The 14808-nt window shown below is 71.1% G+C and carries 14 protein-coding genes; 9 read left to right on the forward strand and 5 right to left on the reverse strand.

Annotation, left to right across the window (positions count from 1 at the left end; genetic code table 11):
- Positions 1-58 precede the first annotated feature (58 nt).
- The 4 genes from mmsB to idi all read right to left on the reverse strand — a co-directional run bounded on the left by mmsB (position 59) and on the right by idi (position 5475).
- Positions 59-1351, reverse strand: a complete 1293-nt coding sequence (mmsB, locus tag DEJ23_RS05815; RefSeq protein WP_111239337.1) for a multiple monosaccharide ABC transporter permease — start codon at positions 1349-1351, stop codon at positions 59-61.
- A complete protein-coding gene (mmsA, locus tag DEJ23_RS05820; protein ID WP_111239548.1) occupies positions 1348-2871 on the reverse strand; it encodes a multiple monosaccharide ABC transporter ATP-binding protein in 1524 nt (507 codons plus the stop codon). The genes mmsB and mmsA overlap by 4 nt, the downstream gene beginning before the upstream one ends.
- A gap of 761 nt (positions 2872-3632) precedes the next feature.
- The gene (locus tag DEJ23_RS05825; protein ID WP_111239338.1) at positions 3633-4652 is read right to left on the reverse strand and encodes a LacI family DNA-binding transcriptional regulator; all 1020 of its coding nucleotides are present in this window, start codon (positions 4650-4652) and stop codon (positions 3633-3635) included.
- Positions 4653-4932: 280 nt separating this feature from the next.
- Positions 4933-5475 (reverse strand): isopentenyl-diphosphate Delta-isomerase, encoded by a 543-nt coding sequence (gene idi / locus DEJ23_RS05830; RefSeq protein ID WP_111239339.1) that lies wholly within the window; start codon positions 5473-5475, stop codon positions 4933-4935.
- Between the two features lie 21 nt (positions 5476-5496).
- Between idi and DEJ23_RS05835 the strand changes: the two genes are divergently transcribed.
- From DEJ23_RS05835 to DEJ23_RS05865, 7 genes are all read left to right on the forward strand, one after another.
- On the forward strand, positions 5497-6555 hold the full coding sequence (locus tag DEJ23_RS05835; RefSeq protein WP_111239340.1) for a polyprenyl synthetase family protein: 1059 nt from the start codon (positions 5497-5499) through the stop codon (positions 6553-6555).
- The gene (locus DEJ23_RS05840) at positions 6552-7469 is read left to right on the forward strand and encodes a phytoene/squalene synthase family protein (RefSeq protein ID WP_111239341.1); all 918 of its coding nucleotides are present in this window, start codon (positions 6552-6554) and stop codon (positions 7467-7469) included. Before DEJ23_RS05835 ends, DEJ23_RS05840 begins: the two co-directional genes overlap by 4 nt.
- Entirely contained in the window at positions 7466-9130 is a 1665-nt protein-coding gene (gene crtI, locus DEJ23_RS05845; protein WP_111239342.1) for a phytoene desaturase family protein, read from the forward strand. The genes DEJ23_RS05840 and crtI overlap by 4 nt, the downstream gene beginning before the upstream one ends.
- A complete protein-coding gene (locus DEJ23_RS05850) occupies positions 9130-9492 on the forward strand; it encodes a lycopene cyclase domain-containing protein (RefSeq protein ID WP_111239343.1) in 363 nt (120 codons plus the stop codon). Before crtI ends, DEJ23_RS05850 begins: the two co-directional genes overlap by 1 nt.
- Entirely contained in the window at positions 9489-9884 is a 396-nt protein-coding gene (locus DEJ23_RS05855) for a lycopene cyclase domain-containing protein (protein ID WP_111239344.1), read from the forward strand. The genes DEJ23_RS05850 and DEJ23_RS05855 overlap by 4 nt, the downstream gene beginning before the upstream one ends.
- On the forward strand, positions 9881-10807 hold the full coding sequence (locus DEJ23_RS05860) for a prenyltransferase (RefSeq protein WP_111239345.1): 927 nt from the start codon (positions 9881-9883) through the stop codon (positions 10805-10807). The genes DEJ23_RS05855 and DEJ23_RS05860 overlap by 4 nt, the downstream gene beginning before the upstream one ends.
- Before the next feature lie 213 nt (positions 10808-11020).
- Positions 11021-12064 carry a Gfo/Idh/MocA family protein gene (locus tag DEJ23_RS05865; RefSeq protein WP_111239346.1) on the forward strand — a complete coding sequence of 348 codons (1044 nt, stop codon included), beginning with the start codon at positions 11021-11023 and terminating at the stop codon, positions 12062-12064.
- Positions 12065-12367: 303 nt separating this feature from the next.
- Here the strand turns inward: DEJ23_RS05865 and DEJ23_RS05870 are convergent, their stop codons facing one another.
- Positions 12368-13108, reverse strand: a complete 741-nt coding sequence (locus DEJ23_RS05870) for an MBL fold metallo-hydrolase (protein WP_111239347.1) — start codon at positions 13106-13108, stop codon at positions 12368-12370.
- A gap of 63 nt (positions 13109-13171) precedes the next feature.
- Between DEJ23_RS05870 and DEJ23_RS05875 the strand changes: the two genes are divergently transcribed.
- Positions 13172-13693 carry a hypothetical protein gene (locus tag DEJ23_RS05875; protein WP_111239348.1) on the forward strand — a complete coding sequence of 174 codons (522 nt, stop codon included), beginning with the start codon at positions 13172-13174 and terminating at the stop codon, positions 13691-13693.
- Between the two features lie 3 nt (positions 13694-13696).
- The gene (locus tag DEJ23_RS05880; protein WP_111239349.1) at positions 13697-14743 is read left to right on the forward strand and encodes a YihY/virulence factor BrkB family protein; all 1047 of its coding nucleotides are present in this window, start codon (positions 13697-13699) and stop codon (positions 14741-14743) included.
- Positions 14744-14808: the final 65 nt, after the last annotated feature.

The raw sequence follows: 14808 nt of genomic DNA on the forward strand, positions 1-14808 counted from the left end.
GGTGGTGCTGTGAGGGGGATCCGTGCGGGCGGCCACCGGGGTGGCCGCCCGCCACGCGTTACTGGACGTTGACCTTCTCGGGCTGGTCCTCGATGCTCCGCGGCTGCTGCGCGGCCACCGTGTTCTGTTCGGTGTCCTTCCGCTGGAACTGCTTCAGCATCCCGCCGATCAGGGACGGACGACCCTGCGACTTCGAGTAGACGTCGAAGGCGACGGCGACGAGCAGGACGAGACCGCGGATGATCTGGACGCGGTTGGACTCGAGGCCCACCAGCGACAGACCGTTGGACAGCAGGGCCATGACGAGACCACCGATGATCGACCCGGAGATCGTGCCGATGCCACCCGCGACCGCGGCGCCACCGACGAACACGGCGGCGATCGCGTCGAGCTCCCAGCCGGTGCCGTCAGCGGGGCCCGAGGCGCCCGAGTAGCCGACGAAGACCATGCCGGCGATGGCGGCCAGGACCGACATGTTCATCATGACGAAGAAGTTGACCTTGCGGGCGCTGACGCCGGACAGGACGGCGGCGTTCGCGTTGCCACCGACCGCGTAGACCTGGCGGCCGAAGATCGTGTTCTTGGTGAGGAAGCCGTAGACGATGGTCAGGACACCGAGGATGATCGCGACGACCGGGATCGAGGTGCCGGCGGGGCCAGCGGCGAACAGGTAGGTGGCGACGAGGGTGACGGCCACCAGGATGCCCGTGCGGACGATCGAGACCCAGAGCGGGACGACGTCGGCGTGCATCTTCTTGCGACGCTGACGACCGCGGAACTCGAGGAAGATCAGCACCAGGCAGGTGATGAGGCCGAGCATGAGCGTGCCGTTCGAGAACCCGAAGTCCGGGCCGAAGTCGGGCAGGAAGCCCGAACCGATCTGCGCGTAGTCGTCCGGCACCGGCTGCGAGGTCGAGTTGCCGATGATCTGGTTCGCACCGCGGAAGATGAGCTGACCGGCCAGGGTCACGATGAAGGCCGGGACCTTCACGAACGCCACCCAGAAGCCCTGCCACGCACCGACGGCCGCACCCACGGCGAGGCCGAGGAGGATCGCGGCCCACGCCGGGAAGTTCCACTGCGCCATCGACTGGGCGACGATGATGCCGGTGAACGCCGCGACCGAACCGACCGACAGGTCGATGTGGCCGGCGATGATCACCATGACCATCCCCAGCGCCAGGATGAGGATGTAGGAGTACTGCAGGAAGACGTTGATGATGTTCGTGGGCTCGAGGATGAGGCCCTTGGTCCAGATCGAGAAGATGATCAGGATCGCGATCAACGCGATGATCATGCCGTACTGGCCGATGCTGTTGCCCTTGCCGAAGAGCAGTTTCAGGTTCTTCATGAGACGAGTGCGCCCTTCCGCGCGGAGGTCATGCTGCGCATGAGCGTTTCGGGATCTGCCTGGTCCGCGGGGACGTCGGCCGTGATCTGGCCCTCGAAGATCGTGTAGATCCGGTCGGAGAGGCCGAGGAGTTCGGGGAGCTCGGAGGAGATGAGGATGATGCCCTTCCCCTGTGCCGCGAGCTGCTGGATGATGCCGTAGATCTCGAACTTCGCGCCCACGTCGATGCCGCGGGTCGGCTCGTCGAGGATCAGCAGGTCGGGGTCGGTGAACATCCACTTCGACAGGACGACCTTCTGCTGGTTCCCGCCGGACAGCTTGCCGACGTTGTCCTCGACCGAGGGCACCTTCGTGCGGAGCATCTTGCGGTACTTCTCGGCGACGTCGTACTCCTGCAGGGAGTCCACGACACCGGCCTTCGAGATCTTCGGCAGGTCGGCGGCCACCGTGGAGCGCTTCACCGTGTCGAGCAGGTTGAGGCCGAGCGCCTTGCGGTCCTCGGAGACGTAGCCGAGACCGTTCGCGATCGCCTGCTGGACGTTCGTGACCTTGATCTCGCGGCCGTCCTTGATGATCTGGCCGTCGACGAAGGTGCCGTACGAGCGGCCGAAGATGCTCATCGCGAGCTCCGTGCGGCCGGCGCCCATCAGGCCCGCGAAGCCGACGATCTCACCACGGCGGACGTGGAAGTTCGAACCCTTGGCGACCAGGCGCGAGGGGTCCTGCGGGTGCTGGACGGTCCAGTTCTTGACCTCGAAGAAGACCTCGCCGATCTTCGGCGTGCGGTCCGGGAACCGGCTCTCGAGCGAGCGGCCGACCATCCCGCGGATGATGCGGTCCTCGTTGACGCCGTCGCCCTTCACGTTGAGGGTCTCGATCGCCTTGCCGTCACGGATGATCGTGATCTCGTCCGCGATCTGCTCGATCTCGTTGAGCTTGTGGCTGATGATGATGCTCGCGATGCCCTTCGACTTCAGCCCGACGATCAGGTCGAGCAGGTGCTGCGAGTCGTTCTCGTTGAGCGCCGCGGTCGGCTCGTCGAGGATGAGGAGCTTGACGTCCTTGTGCAGGGCCTTCGCGATCTCGACGAGCTGCTGCTTGCCGACACCGAGGTTCTTGATCTGCGTGTCCGGGTCCTCGTCGAGGCCGACGCGGGCGAGCAGGTCCTGCGCGCGCAGCTGGGCGCTGGTCCAGTCGATGACGCCGAACTTGCCGGGCTCGTTGCCGAGGAACAGGTTCTCGGTGATCGACAGCTCGGGGATGAGCGCGAGCTCCTGGTGGATGATGACGATGCCGGCCTGCTCGGACTGCTTGATGTCCTTGAAGCGGACCTCTTCGCCCTCGTAGACGATCTCGCCGCTGTACGTGCCGTACGGGTAGACGCCCGACAGCACCTTCATGAGGGTCGACTTGCCGGCGCCGTTCTCGCCGCAGATCGCGTGGATCTCGCCGGCGCGGACGCTGAGCGACACGTCCGAGAGTGCCTTCACACCAGGGAACTCCTTGGTGATCGACCGCATCTCGAGGATGGTCTCGGCGCTGGTGACGGACCTGGTGGCCAGGTCCGGTCCCTGTGGGGTTGACGCCACGGTGCATCTCCTTCTGCCGCTGCGGTGCGGCAGTCCTTCGGGTGGTGAGCTGCGGCATCGGGGGCGCAGGAGCACCTGCGTGGACCTCGTTGTCGCGTCCGGTGTTCCGCTCGGGGTCGTTTCCGACCGGCGATGTGACGGTCCATGTGAACGGTCACATCAGCAGAACGGAGGTAATTTACGCACAGCCCCGTCACGGCTGTCAATTCGGTCCGGTTGCGTTTGTGTAACGGCCCGCGCGATCTGGCGGAACCCGGGCGCGGCCGTCCCCCGAGGTGGGGGGACGGAGTGGTCCGGCACCGCCACCGGGTGTCCCGTGGCCCCGCTCCGGTCGCCCGCGGCGCCGTGCGCGGTGGTTCCGGTCGCAGGACGCGCCGCGTGCGGTCCTTCCGGTCGCGGAACGCGCCGCGCGGGGCGAACGTGAGCGGCAGGTCGTGCGACCAGAGCGAGCCGGTGGGGACGGGACGGACGGGAGGCGCGGACCGGTCTGGCACCGAACCTCCTGATGGAAGGGTGGCAGCTCCGGTCGCAGGACGCGCCGCCCGCGGTCGTTCGGGTCGCGGAACTCGCTGCGCGGGGCGAACGTGAGCGGCAGGTCCTGCGACCAGAGCGAAGCGGTCGGGACGGGACGGACGGGAGGCGCGGGGCGGCGCTGCCCCGGGCCGCCCGTCCGACGGGGGTCGGGGGTCGCGTCAGCGACGCCGCGGTGCGCCCGACGAGCCGCGCACGATGAGCTGCGGCACGAGGTCGACCGGCCGGAGCGCCTGGTCCTCCGACGGCAGGAGCAGCTCCACGCAGCGCCGGCCGAGCTCGGGGAAGTCCACCTGCACGGTCGTCAGCGGCGGCCAGAGGTGCTTCGCCTCCGGGATGTCGTCGTACCCCACCACCGACAGGTCGCCGGGCACGTCGAGCCCGTAGGACCGCGCCGCGTGCATGACGCCGAGCGCCATCGCGTCGTTCGAGCAGAAGATCGCCGTGCAGTCCCGGAACCGCAGGAGCTCACGGCCGGCGTGGTACCCGAAGTCCGCCGTCCAGTCCCCGAGGACCGGCGCGACCACGGGCATGTCCCGGTCGCTCATCTCGCGCAGGAACCCCTGCATCCGGGCGTCGGCCTCGATCCAGTCCTGGGGCCCCGCGATGTGCCGGACGTACTCGTGCCCGAGGTCGAGCAGGTGCGCGGTCGCGAGCCGGGCGCCCTCCATCTGGTCGATGAAGAGCGTCGTGGGCTCGTCGGCCGCGCTCGTGCGGAGCGCCACGTAGGGCGTCCGCATGCCGAGCTCCTCGATGAGGTCGAACACGCGCTGCTGCGGCGCGATGACGATGATCCCCTCGACGTCCTGGTCGAGCAGGTGGCCGAGACCGTCGCGGACCGCCTCGTCGGTGGCCGCGGCGATGTTCGACGTCGTCACCGAGTAGCCCCGGGCGACGGCGGCGTCCTCGATCGCCTGCATCGTCGCCGCGGGGCCGTAGTGCGACCGCTGCGCCGTGAGCACGCCGATGGTGTGCGTCCGGCTCGTGACGAGGGCGCGGGCGGCACGGTTCGGCCGGTACTGCAGCTGCTCCATCGCCGCGAGCACGCGGTCCTTGGTCTCCGCCCGGATCGCGTCCGAGTTGTTGAGCACGCGCGACACGGTCTGGTGCGAGACGCCGGCGACCCGCGCGACGTCGCGGATGCTGGGCGAGCGCGGTTGCTGTGTCCGCGGTGACGCCATCGTTGCTCTCTCCCGCCCGGGGCCGTGGCACGCCGATGTGCACGTTCACATTCCGAGCCAGATCATTATGCACGCCCGCGACCTGCGCGCCAGCCGTGGCGCCAGGCGGGCGCAGCCGTGCGCCATGCGGGCGTGGCCATGGCATCAGCCGGGCGCAGCCCTGCGCAGCCGTCCGCAGCCCTGCGCCAGGCGGGCAGCCGTGGCACCAGCCGGGCGTCAGGCCGCGGTGCTGCTCCCCGGCAGCCGGTCGCGCTCCCGGGACGAGCCTCGGCGCGACGCGTCAGCGCGTGATGTGCAGGCCCGCCTGCTCGAGCTCCGTGAGCTGCCACCCGAGCCAGGGGCTCCAGGCGAAGGGTGCACCGGCGACGGACTCGCGCAGGGACTCCTCGGACACCCACGCGTACTCGGCGACCTCGTCGTCCGCAGGGGCCGGCACGTCGTCGGTCACGGCACGGAACACCGGGCAGACCTCGTTCTCGACTATGCCCGACGCGTCGACCGCGCGGTACCGGAAGTCGGGCAGCACGAGCTCGACGTCGCGGACGGTGATCCCGAGCTCGCGCGAGGCGCGACGGGCGATCGCGTCCTCGAACGCCTCGTCCGGACCGGGGTGCCCGCAGAACGTGTTCGTCCACACCCCCGGCCACGTCTTCTTCGACAGCGCACGACGGGTCACCAGGACCTGGCCGTCGGCGTTCCGCACGTGGCACGAGAACGCGAGGTGGAGGGGCGTCTGGTCGGTGTGCACCGCGAACTTGTCCGCCGTCCCGACCGGGGTACGGTCGTCGGCCAGCAGCACAACGGTTTCCGGGAAAGTGTTCATCTGCCTCGATAGGTTAGGCCAATGAGCGAGGAAGCGGCCACCGTGGCGCAGATCGACCTCGCACTGGTCGACGACTGCATCGAGCGCTTCTTCGCGGTGTCGTCGGCCCGTGCGCGTCGGTTCGGCAGACCGTCCGAGGAGCTCTGGCGCGTGCTCCGCAAGGCGAGCATGGGCGGGAAGCGCTTCCGCCCCCGCATGGTCCTGACCGCCTACAGCGGACTCGGGGGCAGCGACGGGCTCGCCGCGGCGAACGTCGCAGCGGCCTACGAGCTGCTGCACACCGCGCTCGTCGTGCACGACGACGTCATCGACCGCGACTGGTCGCGCCGCGGCCGACCGAACGTCGCGGGCTCGTTCCGTGACACCGGCACCACCGGCGGCCTGGCGCTGCCGACGGCCGAGCACCGCGGGGTGAGCGCCGCCGTCATCGCCGGAGACCTCGCGCTCGCGGCCACCACCCGCTTCATCGAGGCCTCCGGCGTGACCGGCGAGCGTCGGAGCCGTCTGCTCGAGATCCTCGACGACGCGGTCTTCGCGAGCGCCGCCGGCGAGATGACCGACGTCGACCTCGCACTCGGCGTGATGCCCACGGTGGACGAGGTCCTGGCGATGGAGCGCGCGAAGACGAGCGTGTACTCGTTCGAGGCCCCGCTGCAGTCCGGCGCCGTGCTCGCCGGGGCCGACGAGTCCGTCGTCGCCGCGCTCGGCGCCTTCGGGCGGGAGATCGGCATCGCCTACCAGATCGTCGACGACCTGCTCGGGGTGTACGGCGACGAGTCCGTCACCGGTAAGTCGGTGCTCGGTGACCTGCGCGAGGGCAAGCGCACGATGCTCATCGCCTACGCCGCGACCACCGACTGCTGGGGGGACATCGCCCCCTACCTCGGCGACCCGGACCTGACCGAGGAGCGCGCCGCCGAACTGCGTGCGACCCTGGAGACCTGCGGCGCCAAGGCGGCGGCCGAGTCCCGGATCGCCGAGCACGCCGCACTCGCCCGTGCCGAGCTGTCGGCGCTGCCGTACGAGCTCGCCGAACGACTGGAGCACCTGGTGTCCGAACTGCTGGAGCGCGTGCGGTGACCCAGACCGCACCACCGCGTCTGCCCCTGTACGACGCGACGGCCGAGGCTGCGTCCGGGGTCGTCATCGAGCGCTACTCGACCTCGTTCGGGCTCGCGAGCCGGCTCCTCACGAAGGACACCCGCGAGCACATCCGCAACGTGTACGCCCTGGTCCGCGTCGCCGACGAGGTCGTCGACGGCCCGGCGACCGAGGCCGGGCTCGACCACGACCTCGCCCGCACCGTGCTCGACGAGCTCGAGGCGGACACCGAGCGGGCGATGGCGCTCGGCTTCTCGGTGAACCCCGTCGTGCACGCCTTCGCCCGCACCGCGCGCACGACCGGCTTCGGTGCCGAGCTCACGAAGCCGTTCTTCGCGTCGATGCGGATGGACCTCGAGCGCACCGAGCACGACCAGGAGTCGTTCGACCGCTACGTGTACGGCTCCGCCGAGGTCGTCGGGCTGATGTGCCTGCGCGCCTTCGTCCACCGCGCCGGTCGACCGACCTTCGACGAGGCCGTGCTCGTCGACGGCGCACGGGCGCTCGGGGCCGCGTTCCAGAAGGTCAACTTCCTGCGCGACCTGCACGCCGACTTCGAGGTGCTCGGCCGCTCGTACTTCCCGGGCGTCGACGTCCGCACCTTCGACGAGGCCACCAAGGTGCGCCTCGTCGCCGACGTGCAGGCGGACCTGGACCGCGCCGCGCTGACGGTCCCGCTGCTCCCGGTCGACGCGCGCAAGGCCGTCGGGCTCGCGCACGCGTTGTTCCAGGAGCTCAACGACCGGATCGCCGCGTGCCCGGCGGACCGCCTCGTGACGACGCGCGTGCGCGTGCCGAACCCGGTGAAGGCGCAGCTCGCCGCGCGCGTGCTCGCCGGTCGCGCCCCGCTGCCGTCCCGCGCAGCCCACCACCGGTCTGGAGGCCGTGCATGACCCCGCCCCGCGCCTCCCGTCCGTCACGTCCCGCCCCGGGCCGTGCGGTGCCCGCCCGACGTGCCGTCATCGTCGGCGGCGGCATCAGCGGACTCGCGTCCGCCGCGTTGCTGGCGCGTGACGGCTACGCCGTCACCGTGCTCGAGCAGCGCGACCAGCTCGGCGGCCGTGCCGGGTCGTGGGAGCAGGACGGCTTCCGGTTCGACACCGGCCCGTCGTGGTACCTCATGCCCGAGGTGTTCGACCACTTCTTCCGGCTGCTCGACACCACCGCCGACGCCGAGATGGACCTCGTGCGGCTCGACCCGGGCTACCGCGTCTACAGCGAGGGCCACGACGAGCCGATCGACCTGCGCGCTGACCGCGAGGCGAACATCGCGCTCTTCGAGTCCATCGAGCCCGGCGCCGGCGAGCGGATGCGGAAGTACCTCGACTCGGCCGAGGACACCTACGCGATGGCCGTCCGGCGGTTCCTCTACACGACGTTCCAGGACCTGACGAAGCTCGCTGCCCCGGACGTGCTCCGCCGGCTGCCGAAGCTCGCACGACTGCTGCTCCAGCCGCTGTCGGCGTTCGCGTCGAAGGCCGTGCGGGACCGACGGCTCTGGCAGGTCCTCGGCTACCCGGCCGTCTTCCTCGGCACCAGCCCGTACGCCGCGCCGAGCATGTACCACCTGATGAGCCACCTCGACCTGGCCGACGGGGTGCTCTACCCGAAGGGCGGCATCACCGAGGTCATCGCCGCCGTCGAACGCGTCGCCCGTCGCGAGGGCGCCGCGATCACCACCGGTGCGACCGTCGAGCGCATCGTCGTCGAGGACGGCCACGTCACGGGCGTCGTGCACCGCGACGCCTCCGGTGCCGAGCACACGGTGCCGGCCGACCTGGTGGTGAGCGCCGCGGACCTGCACCACACCGAGCTGCACCTGCTCGACGCGGAGCACCGGACGTACCCGGAGCCGCACTGGCGGAAGCGCGACCCCGGGCCGAGCGCCGTGCTCGCCTACCTCGGCGTCGACGGACCCGTGCCCGGGCTCCTGCACCACACGCTCGTGTTCACCGCCGACTGGGAAGCGAACTTCGGCGCGATCTTCGGGAAGGACCGGCACGTGCCGGACCCGGCGTCGATCTACGTCTGCGCCCCGTCGGAGACCGACGACTCCGTCGCACCCGCGGGGTCGAGCAACCTGTTCGTCCTCGTGCCCCTGCCCGCCGACCTGACCATCGGCCGGGGCGGGATCGACGGTGCCGGCGACCCGGAGGTCGAGCGGATCGCGGACCGGGCGATCGAGGTCATCGCCGAGCGAGCAGGCGTGCCGGACCTGCGCGACCGCGTCCGGGTCCGCCGCACGATCGGCCCGCAGGACTTCGCCGACGACTACAACGCGTGGAGCGGCTCCATGCTCGGGCCCGCGCACACCCTGGTGCAGAGCGCGTTCTTCCGCGAGAAGAACGTCTCCGGCAAGGTCGAGGGGCTGTACTACGCGGGCGCGTCGACCACCCCGGGCATCGGGCTGCCGATGTGCCTGATCAGCGCCGAGGTGCTGCTCAAGCGCATCCACGGCGACACCTCGACCGAGCCGCTGCCGACGCCGCTGCCGGCGCCGCTGTCGGGTCCGGCCGGGTCGTCGACGGCGGCGTCCGCCCGGACAGCGGGCTGATGCCGGGGGCCTACCTCGCCGGACTCGTGGTGTCGATCGCAGGCATCGCGGTCCTCGACGCCCGGTACCGGTTGTTCTTCTGGCGCAGCCCCCTGCGGGCCGCGGCCGTGATGGTGATCGGGCTCGTGTTCTTCCTGGTGTGGGACGTCGCCGGCGTCCACCTCGGGATCTTCTTCATCGGGCAGAACGAGCTGCTCACGGGCGTGCTGCTCGCTCCGGAGGTGCCGCTCGAGGAGGTCTTCTTCCTCGTGCTCCTGTGCTGGACCACGATGGACCTCTTCGGCGCCCTGCGCGCCGTCGTGGCCCGTCGGCTCGACCGGCCCGACCAGACGGACGGCCTCGACGAGGGGAGCCGGCCGTGACCGGGACGGCGACGTACGCACTGCTCGCGGTGCCGTTCCTCGGCGTCGCGGCGCTCGTCGCGGTGGCCGCCGGTGCGGTCGCCGCCCGTCGCCACGGTGCCGGCCGCCGTCCGGTCGGGGTCGTCAGCGCCGTGCTCGCCGGAGCCGTCCTGCTCGTCATGACCGGCGTCTTCAACAACGTGATCGTCGGGCTCGGGATCGTCGCGTACGACCCCGCACTCGTCTCCGGGGCGCGGGTCGGCCTGTTCCCCGTCGAGGACCTCGCCTACTCGATCGGCGCCGCCCTGCTGCTGCCGAGCTGCTGGGTCCTGCTCGACCGCCCGCGCGCCGAGCGACCGGTACGGTCGGAACGCCCGAGCCAACCACCCCGTCGACCGGAGGAGACCCCGTGAACGCCACCACCGCCTCCCGGCCGTCGACCCTGCGGGCGCTCTTCGTGTCGTCACGACCGATCAGCTGGGTGAACACCGCCTACCCGTTCGGCGCCGCGTACCTGCTCGGCAGCGGCGTCGGGGTCGACGGTGGCGGCGGGTTCTCGCTCGTCGCGTTCCTGGTCGGTGTCGTCTACTTCCTCGTGCCGTACAACCTGGCGATGTACGGCATCAACGACGTCTTCGACTACGAGTCGGACCTGCGGAACCCGCGGAAGGGCGGGGTCGAGGGGGCGCTGCTCGACAAGAGCGTGCACCGCGCCACGCTGTGGGCGGTCGTCGTCACGAACGTGCCGTTCCTCGTCGCGCTCGTGGTGCTCGGCGCGCTGTCCGGCAACGGGCCGTGGTCGTGGCTCGTCCTCGCGGTCAGCGTCTTCGCGGTGATCGCCTACTCGGCGCCGGGGCTGCGGTTCAAGGAGAAGCCGTTCCTCGACTCACTGACCTCGTCGACGCACTTCGTGTCGCCGGCGGTGTACGGGCTCGCGCTCGCCGGGCCGCACTGGACAGGACAGCTCGTCGCGGTGTGCGCGGCGTTCTTCCTGTGGGGTGTGGCCTCGCACGCGTTCGGTGCCGTGCAGGACGTCCTGGCCGACCGGGCCGGGGGCATCGGCTCCGTGGCGACCGTGATCGGCGCGCGGGCGACCGTGCGCCTGGCGTTCGTCGCCTACCTCGTCGCCGGGGTGACGCTGCTGTTCTCGGCGTTCCCGGGGCCGATCGCCGCGGTCGTCGTGGTGCCGTACGCGCTGAACGTGCTGCCGTGGTGGAACGTCACCGACGCCGGCGCCGAGTCGGCGAACGCCGGGTGGAAGCGGTTCCTGTGGATCAACTACCTGGCGGGCTTCATCGTGACGATGGCCCTCATCGCGTTCGCCTGGACGCACTGACGCACTGGCGCACTGACGCGTGGGGCGCCCGCGCCTGCGCCCGCGCCGTTCATCAATGGAGCAGAAGACGTCGGGTCGGGGGAACGCACTCGACGTCTTCTGCTCCATCGACGGGGCGCCGGCGGTCCCCTGCGCGACACTCGTCGCCGCCCTGACAGACTGGACGCACGCGCCGCGGGAGTCGTGGCGCCGCAGCCACGAAGGAGTGCACGCATGACGGTCCGCATCATCCACGTCGGTCTCGGAGGGTGGGGCGGCAACTGGGCCCGCACCGCCATCCCGCAGGTCACCGAAGTGGAGGTGGTCGGGCTCGTCGACCCGGTCCCCGCGACGCTGGACGCCGTGCGCCAGGACCTCGGCATGCCCGAGTCGGCCGCGTTCCCCTCGCTGACCGAGGCGCTCGCCGGGGTCGAGGCCGACGCCGTCGTCATCACCGCCCCGGCGGTCACGCACGTGCCGCTCGCGCTCGAGGCCCTCGAGGCCGGCAAGCACGTGCTCGTCGAGAAGCCCTTCGCGAACTCCACCGACGAGGCGCTCACCGCCGTCCGGCGTGCCGAGGAGCTCGGGCTCGTGCTGCAGGTCAGCCAGAACTACCGCTGGTACCCGGCACCCCGCGTGGTCAAGGAGCTGCTCGCGGCGAAGGAGGTCGGTGAGCTGTCCGCGATCAGCATCGACTTCCGGCAGTGGGACAACGACCAGCCCGTCGAGACCTACCCGCACTACCGGTTCCCGCACCCGATGATCAACGACATGGCGATCCACCACTTCGACCTGCTCCGGATGATCACCGGGCTCGAGGCCGTCCGCGTCTACGCCCGCACGTCGTACCCGAGCTACAGCAAGTACCAGGACGAGGCCGTCGCGTCGATGATCATCGAGCTCGAGGACGGGCTCGTGGTGAGCTACCGCGGCAGCTGGCTGTCGCGTGCGCCGCGGACCGCGTGGGCGGGGGAGTGGAGCATCCAGGGCGAGGACGGCGAGATCTGGTTCACGAGCCGCGACGGCTCCCCGAGCGAGGTCGCCGGGGACCGTGTGACGCTCCGTGCCGACCAGGACGCCGAGGCCGAGGCGGTCGAGCTCCCGACGCTCGAGCACACCGATCGACAGGGCGGGCTGCAGGCCTTCGCGCGCTCGGTCGAGGGTGGGCCGGCCCCGCAGACGAGCGGTCGCGACAACCTCCGCAGCCTCGCGCTCATGGAGGCAGCGGGCCGCTCCGCCGTGTCCGGCCGCCCCGAGGACGTGGTGCTGCCCGAGTAGGACGCCCGCCCCGGGCGAGCCCGGCGCCCCCGGCCCGCCCTGCCCGGCGCTTCCGGGCGTACCTGGTCGATTCGGGCGTACCTGGTTGTTCCGTTCGACCAGGTACGCCCGTTCCCACCAGCCATCGCAACCGTCCTGGGAAGGAACGGGCACGCGGGGACGCACGCCGCACCGGTCGGGAGGCACGGGGCGGGGCCGCCACGCGCCTCCCGTCCGCCGCCGGCCCGGCCCCGCTGCCCGACGAGCGACAGGCCGACGCGAGCCGTCGCGGCAGGATGTCGCGTCCGCGACAGCGCCGACGCGCTACGCGACGCCCGCGACCCGCCGGGCCTGCGCGACCGCGGCGCGGACACCCCGGTCGAACGCGGGCCCGTGGCCGGGCAGGACGTGCCGCGCCTCGGTGTCCTCGAGCCGACCGAGCGATGCGACCGCCTCGTCGACGTCCGACGTCGCGGCCGGCGCGACCACGCGCGGTCCGATCCCACCCGTGTACGGGTCGAAGGTGACCAGGGCGTCACCCACGATCAGGGCGTCCCGGTCGGCGAAGTGCAGCGCGACGTGTCCGTCCGTGTGCCCGGGCGTCTCGATGATCCACGGCGTGCCGGGGACGTCGGCCCGTGACTCCAGGGGCTCGGTGTCCTCGATCCCGTCGACCGTGGCCGCACCGGCGAGCAGCATCCGGCCGAGGGGTGCCAACCCGCCGGGGTGCAGCGCGACGAAGCCGAAGCGGTTCGTCTGCGGCCGGTACGAGTACGGGTGGGCGGCGAGGGCGCGGTCACCGGGGTGCACGTAGACGGGCGTGCCCCACTCCCGGTGCATCCGGGCCGCGGTGCCGACGTGGTCGAAGTGCCCGTGCGTGAGCAGCAGGCCCTCGACCCGGTCGGGCGAGTACCCGAGGTCGTGCACGGCGAGCAGCAGGTGCGGCCACGCGGCGGGGAGTCCCGCGTCGACGACGAGCAGCTGGTCGCCCGTCTCGACGAGGTACGTGTTCGTGTGTGCGATCTCGAGGCGGTGGATCCCCTCGGCGACGTCCCGGAAGAGCATGGACTGGACCGTAGACCGCGGTCGCTCGGTGCAGTGCCGGGTACCGCCTGGTAGGCACGATGCATGGCCAAGGACAGCATCCCCGAGCTGGAGCTCGCCAACGTGCGGACCCGCGAACGCCTGACGGACAGCGTCAGCGAGATCAGGCGGCGCTCCGACGTGCCCGCCCGCACCCGACTGGCGGTGGCGAAGGCACGTCAGCGCTGGCACCGCGACCCCACCCCGCTCGTGGCGATGGCGGTGACGGCGGCCACCGGCATCGCGGCGATCGTCCTCGGCACCCGGATCGGTCGGACCGACGCCGGGCACCTCGACCGTCCGTCGGCGTCGACGGCGTTCACCGCCCTGCTGCCGTTCGGCGCGCGCGGCGAACTCGACGCCGACCAGGCGAAGGGCGGCCGGAAGGCTCGGAAGGCCCGTCGCAAGGCGGCCGAGGAGGCACTCGAGCGTGACCCGGCGCACAAGAACCGGGTGAAGCAGCGGGTGGGCATCGTCGCCGTCCAGCGTCGGGCGAACAAGAACCGGAAGCAGGCCGCGAAGCGGTCGAAGGCGGCGGCCAAGGCCGCCGCGAAGGCGAGGGGCTAGACCATGGCGCACCACGACGAGCAGCACAAGCCCGCTCCGGACGACCCCCGGAAGCCCGACAGCCCGACGGACCTCACCAAGCCGTCCTTCACCTACACGCTCAAGAAGACCCTGCGGGAGTTCTCGAGCGACCAGTGCACCGACCTCGCCGCGAGCCTGACGTACTACACGGTGCTCGCGCTCTTCCCCGGCCTGCTGGCGGTGGTGTCGATCCTCGGCCTCGTGTCGAACCCGAGGGACACGATCGACAGCCTGCTCGAGGTCATCACCAACGTGGGCGGCGGGCAGGTCGCAGACCTGCTGCGGAACCCCGTCGAGGGGCTCGTCCGGTCGCCCGCCGCCCCGGTGACGTTCATCGTCGGTATCCTCGGCGCGCTGTGGTCGGCCTCCGGGTACGTCGGCGCCTTCGGCCGCGCGATGAACCGCATCTACAACGTGCGCGAGGGGCGTCCGATCTGGAAGCTCCGCCCGACGATGCTCGGTGTGACGGTCTTCACCGTCGTGCTGCTCGTCATCGGTCTGCTCGTGCTCGTCTCCGGTCCGCTCGCCCGGAACTTCGGCGACGTCATCGGTCTCGGCGACGTCGCCGCCCTGGTGGTGTCGATCGTGCAGTGGCCGATCCTGCTCGTGGTCATGATCATCGTCGTGGCGGTGCTGTACTACTGGGCGCCGAACGTCCGCCAGTCGAAGTTCAAGTGGGTGAGCGGCGGTGCCCTGGTCGGCATCACGATCTGGATCATCGCGAGCGTCGGCTTCGGCTTCTACGTCGGCAACTTCTCGAACTACAACGCGACGTACGGGTCCCTCGGTGGCGTGATCGTGTTCCTGCTGTGGATCTGGATCACGAACAACGCGCTGCTCTTCGGCGCCGAGTTCGACGCCGAGCTCGAGCGCGGTCGCCAGCTGCAGGCGGGCATCCGCGCCGAGGAGGACATCCAGCTCCCCGAGCGCGACACCCGCCAGATCGAGAAGCAGGACGAGAAGCACGCGCAGGACGTGCTCGAGGGCATCCGCATCCGCGAGAGCGCGGGACGCACGAAGGACGAGTGACGGCGCGGCCCCGGCGGGGCCGGGATCGTCGTGCGGGCCGCGTCCTCCACAGGCTGGAGGCGCGG

This window comes from Curtobacterium sp. MCSS17_008 (assembly GCF_003234185.1).
GTDB lineage: Bacteria > Actinomycetota > Actinomycetes > Actinomycetales > Microbacteriaceae > Curtobacterium.

Coding starts and splice junctions, on each gene's coding strand:
- mmsB (WP_111239337.1), bottom strand. CDS start 1,351: ATGAAGAACCTGAAACTGCTCTTCGGCAAGGGCAACAGCATCGGCCAG.
- mmsA (WP_111239548.1), bottom strand. CDS start 2,871: ATGCGGTCGATCACCAAGGAGTTCCCTGGTGTGAAGGCACTCTCGGAC.
- DEJ23_RS05825 (WP_111239338.1), bottom strand. CDS start 4,652: ATGGCGTCACCGCGGACACAGCAACCGCGCTCGCCCAGCATCCGCGAC.
- idi (WP_111239339.1), bottom strand. CDS start 5,475: ATGAACACTTTCCCGGAAACCGTTGTGCTGCTGGCCGACGACCGTACC.
- DEJ23_RS05835 (WP_111239340.1), top strand. CDS start 5,497: ATGAGCGAGGAAGCGGCCACCGTGGCGCAGATCGACCTCGCACTGGTC.
- crtI (WP_111239342.1), top strand. CDS start 7,466: ATGACCCCGCCCCGCGCCTCCCGTCCGTCACGTCCCGCCCCGGGCCGT.
- DEJ23_RS05850 (WP_111239343.1), top strand. CDS start 9,130: ATGCCGGGGGCCTACCTCGCCGGACTCGTGGTGTCGATCGCAGGCATC.
- DEJ23_RS05865 (WP_111239346.1), top strand. CDS start 11,021: ATGACGGTCCGCATCATCCACGTCGGTCTCGGAGGGTGGGGCGGCAAC.
- DEJ23_RS05870 (WP_111239347.1), bottom strand. CDS start 13,108: ATGCTCTTCCGGGACGTCGCCGAGGGGATCCACCGCCTCGAGATCGCA.
- DEJ23_RS05875 (WP_111239348.1), top strand. CDS start 13,172: ATGGCCAAGGACAGCATCCCCGAGCTGGAGCTCGCCAACGTGCGGACC.
- DEJ23_RS05880 (WP_111239349.1), top strand. CDS start 13,697: ATGGCGCACCACGACGAGCAGCACAAGCCCGCTCCGGACGACCCCCGG.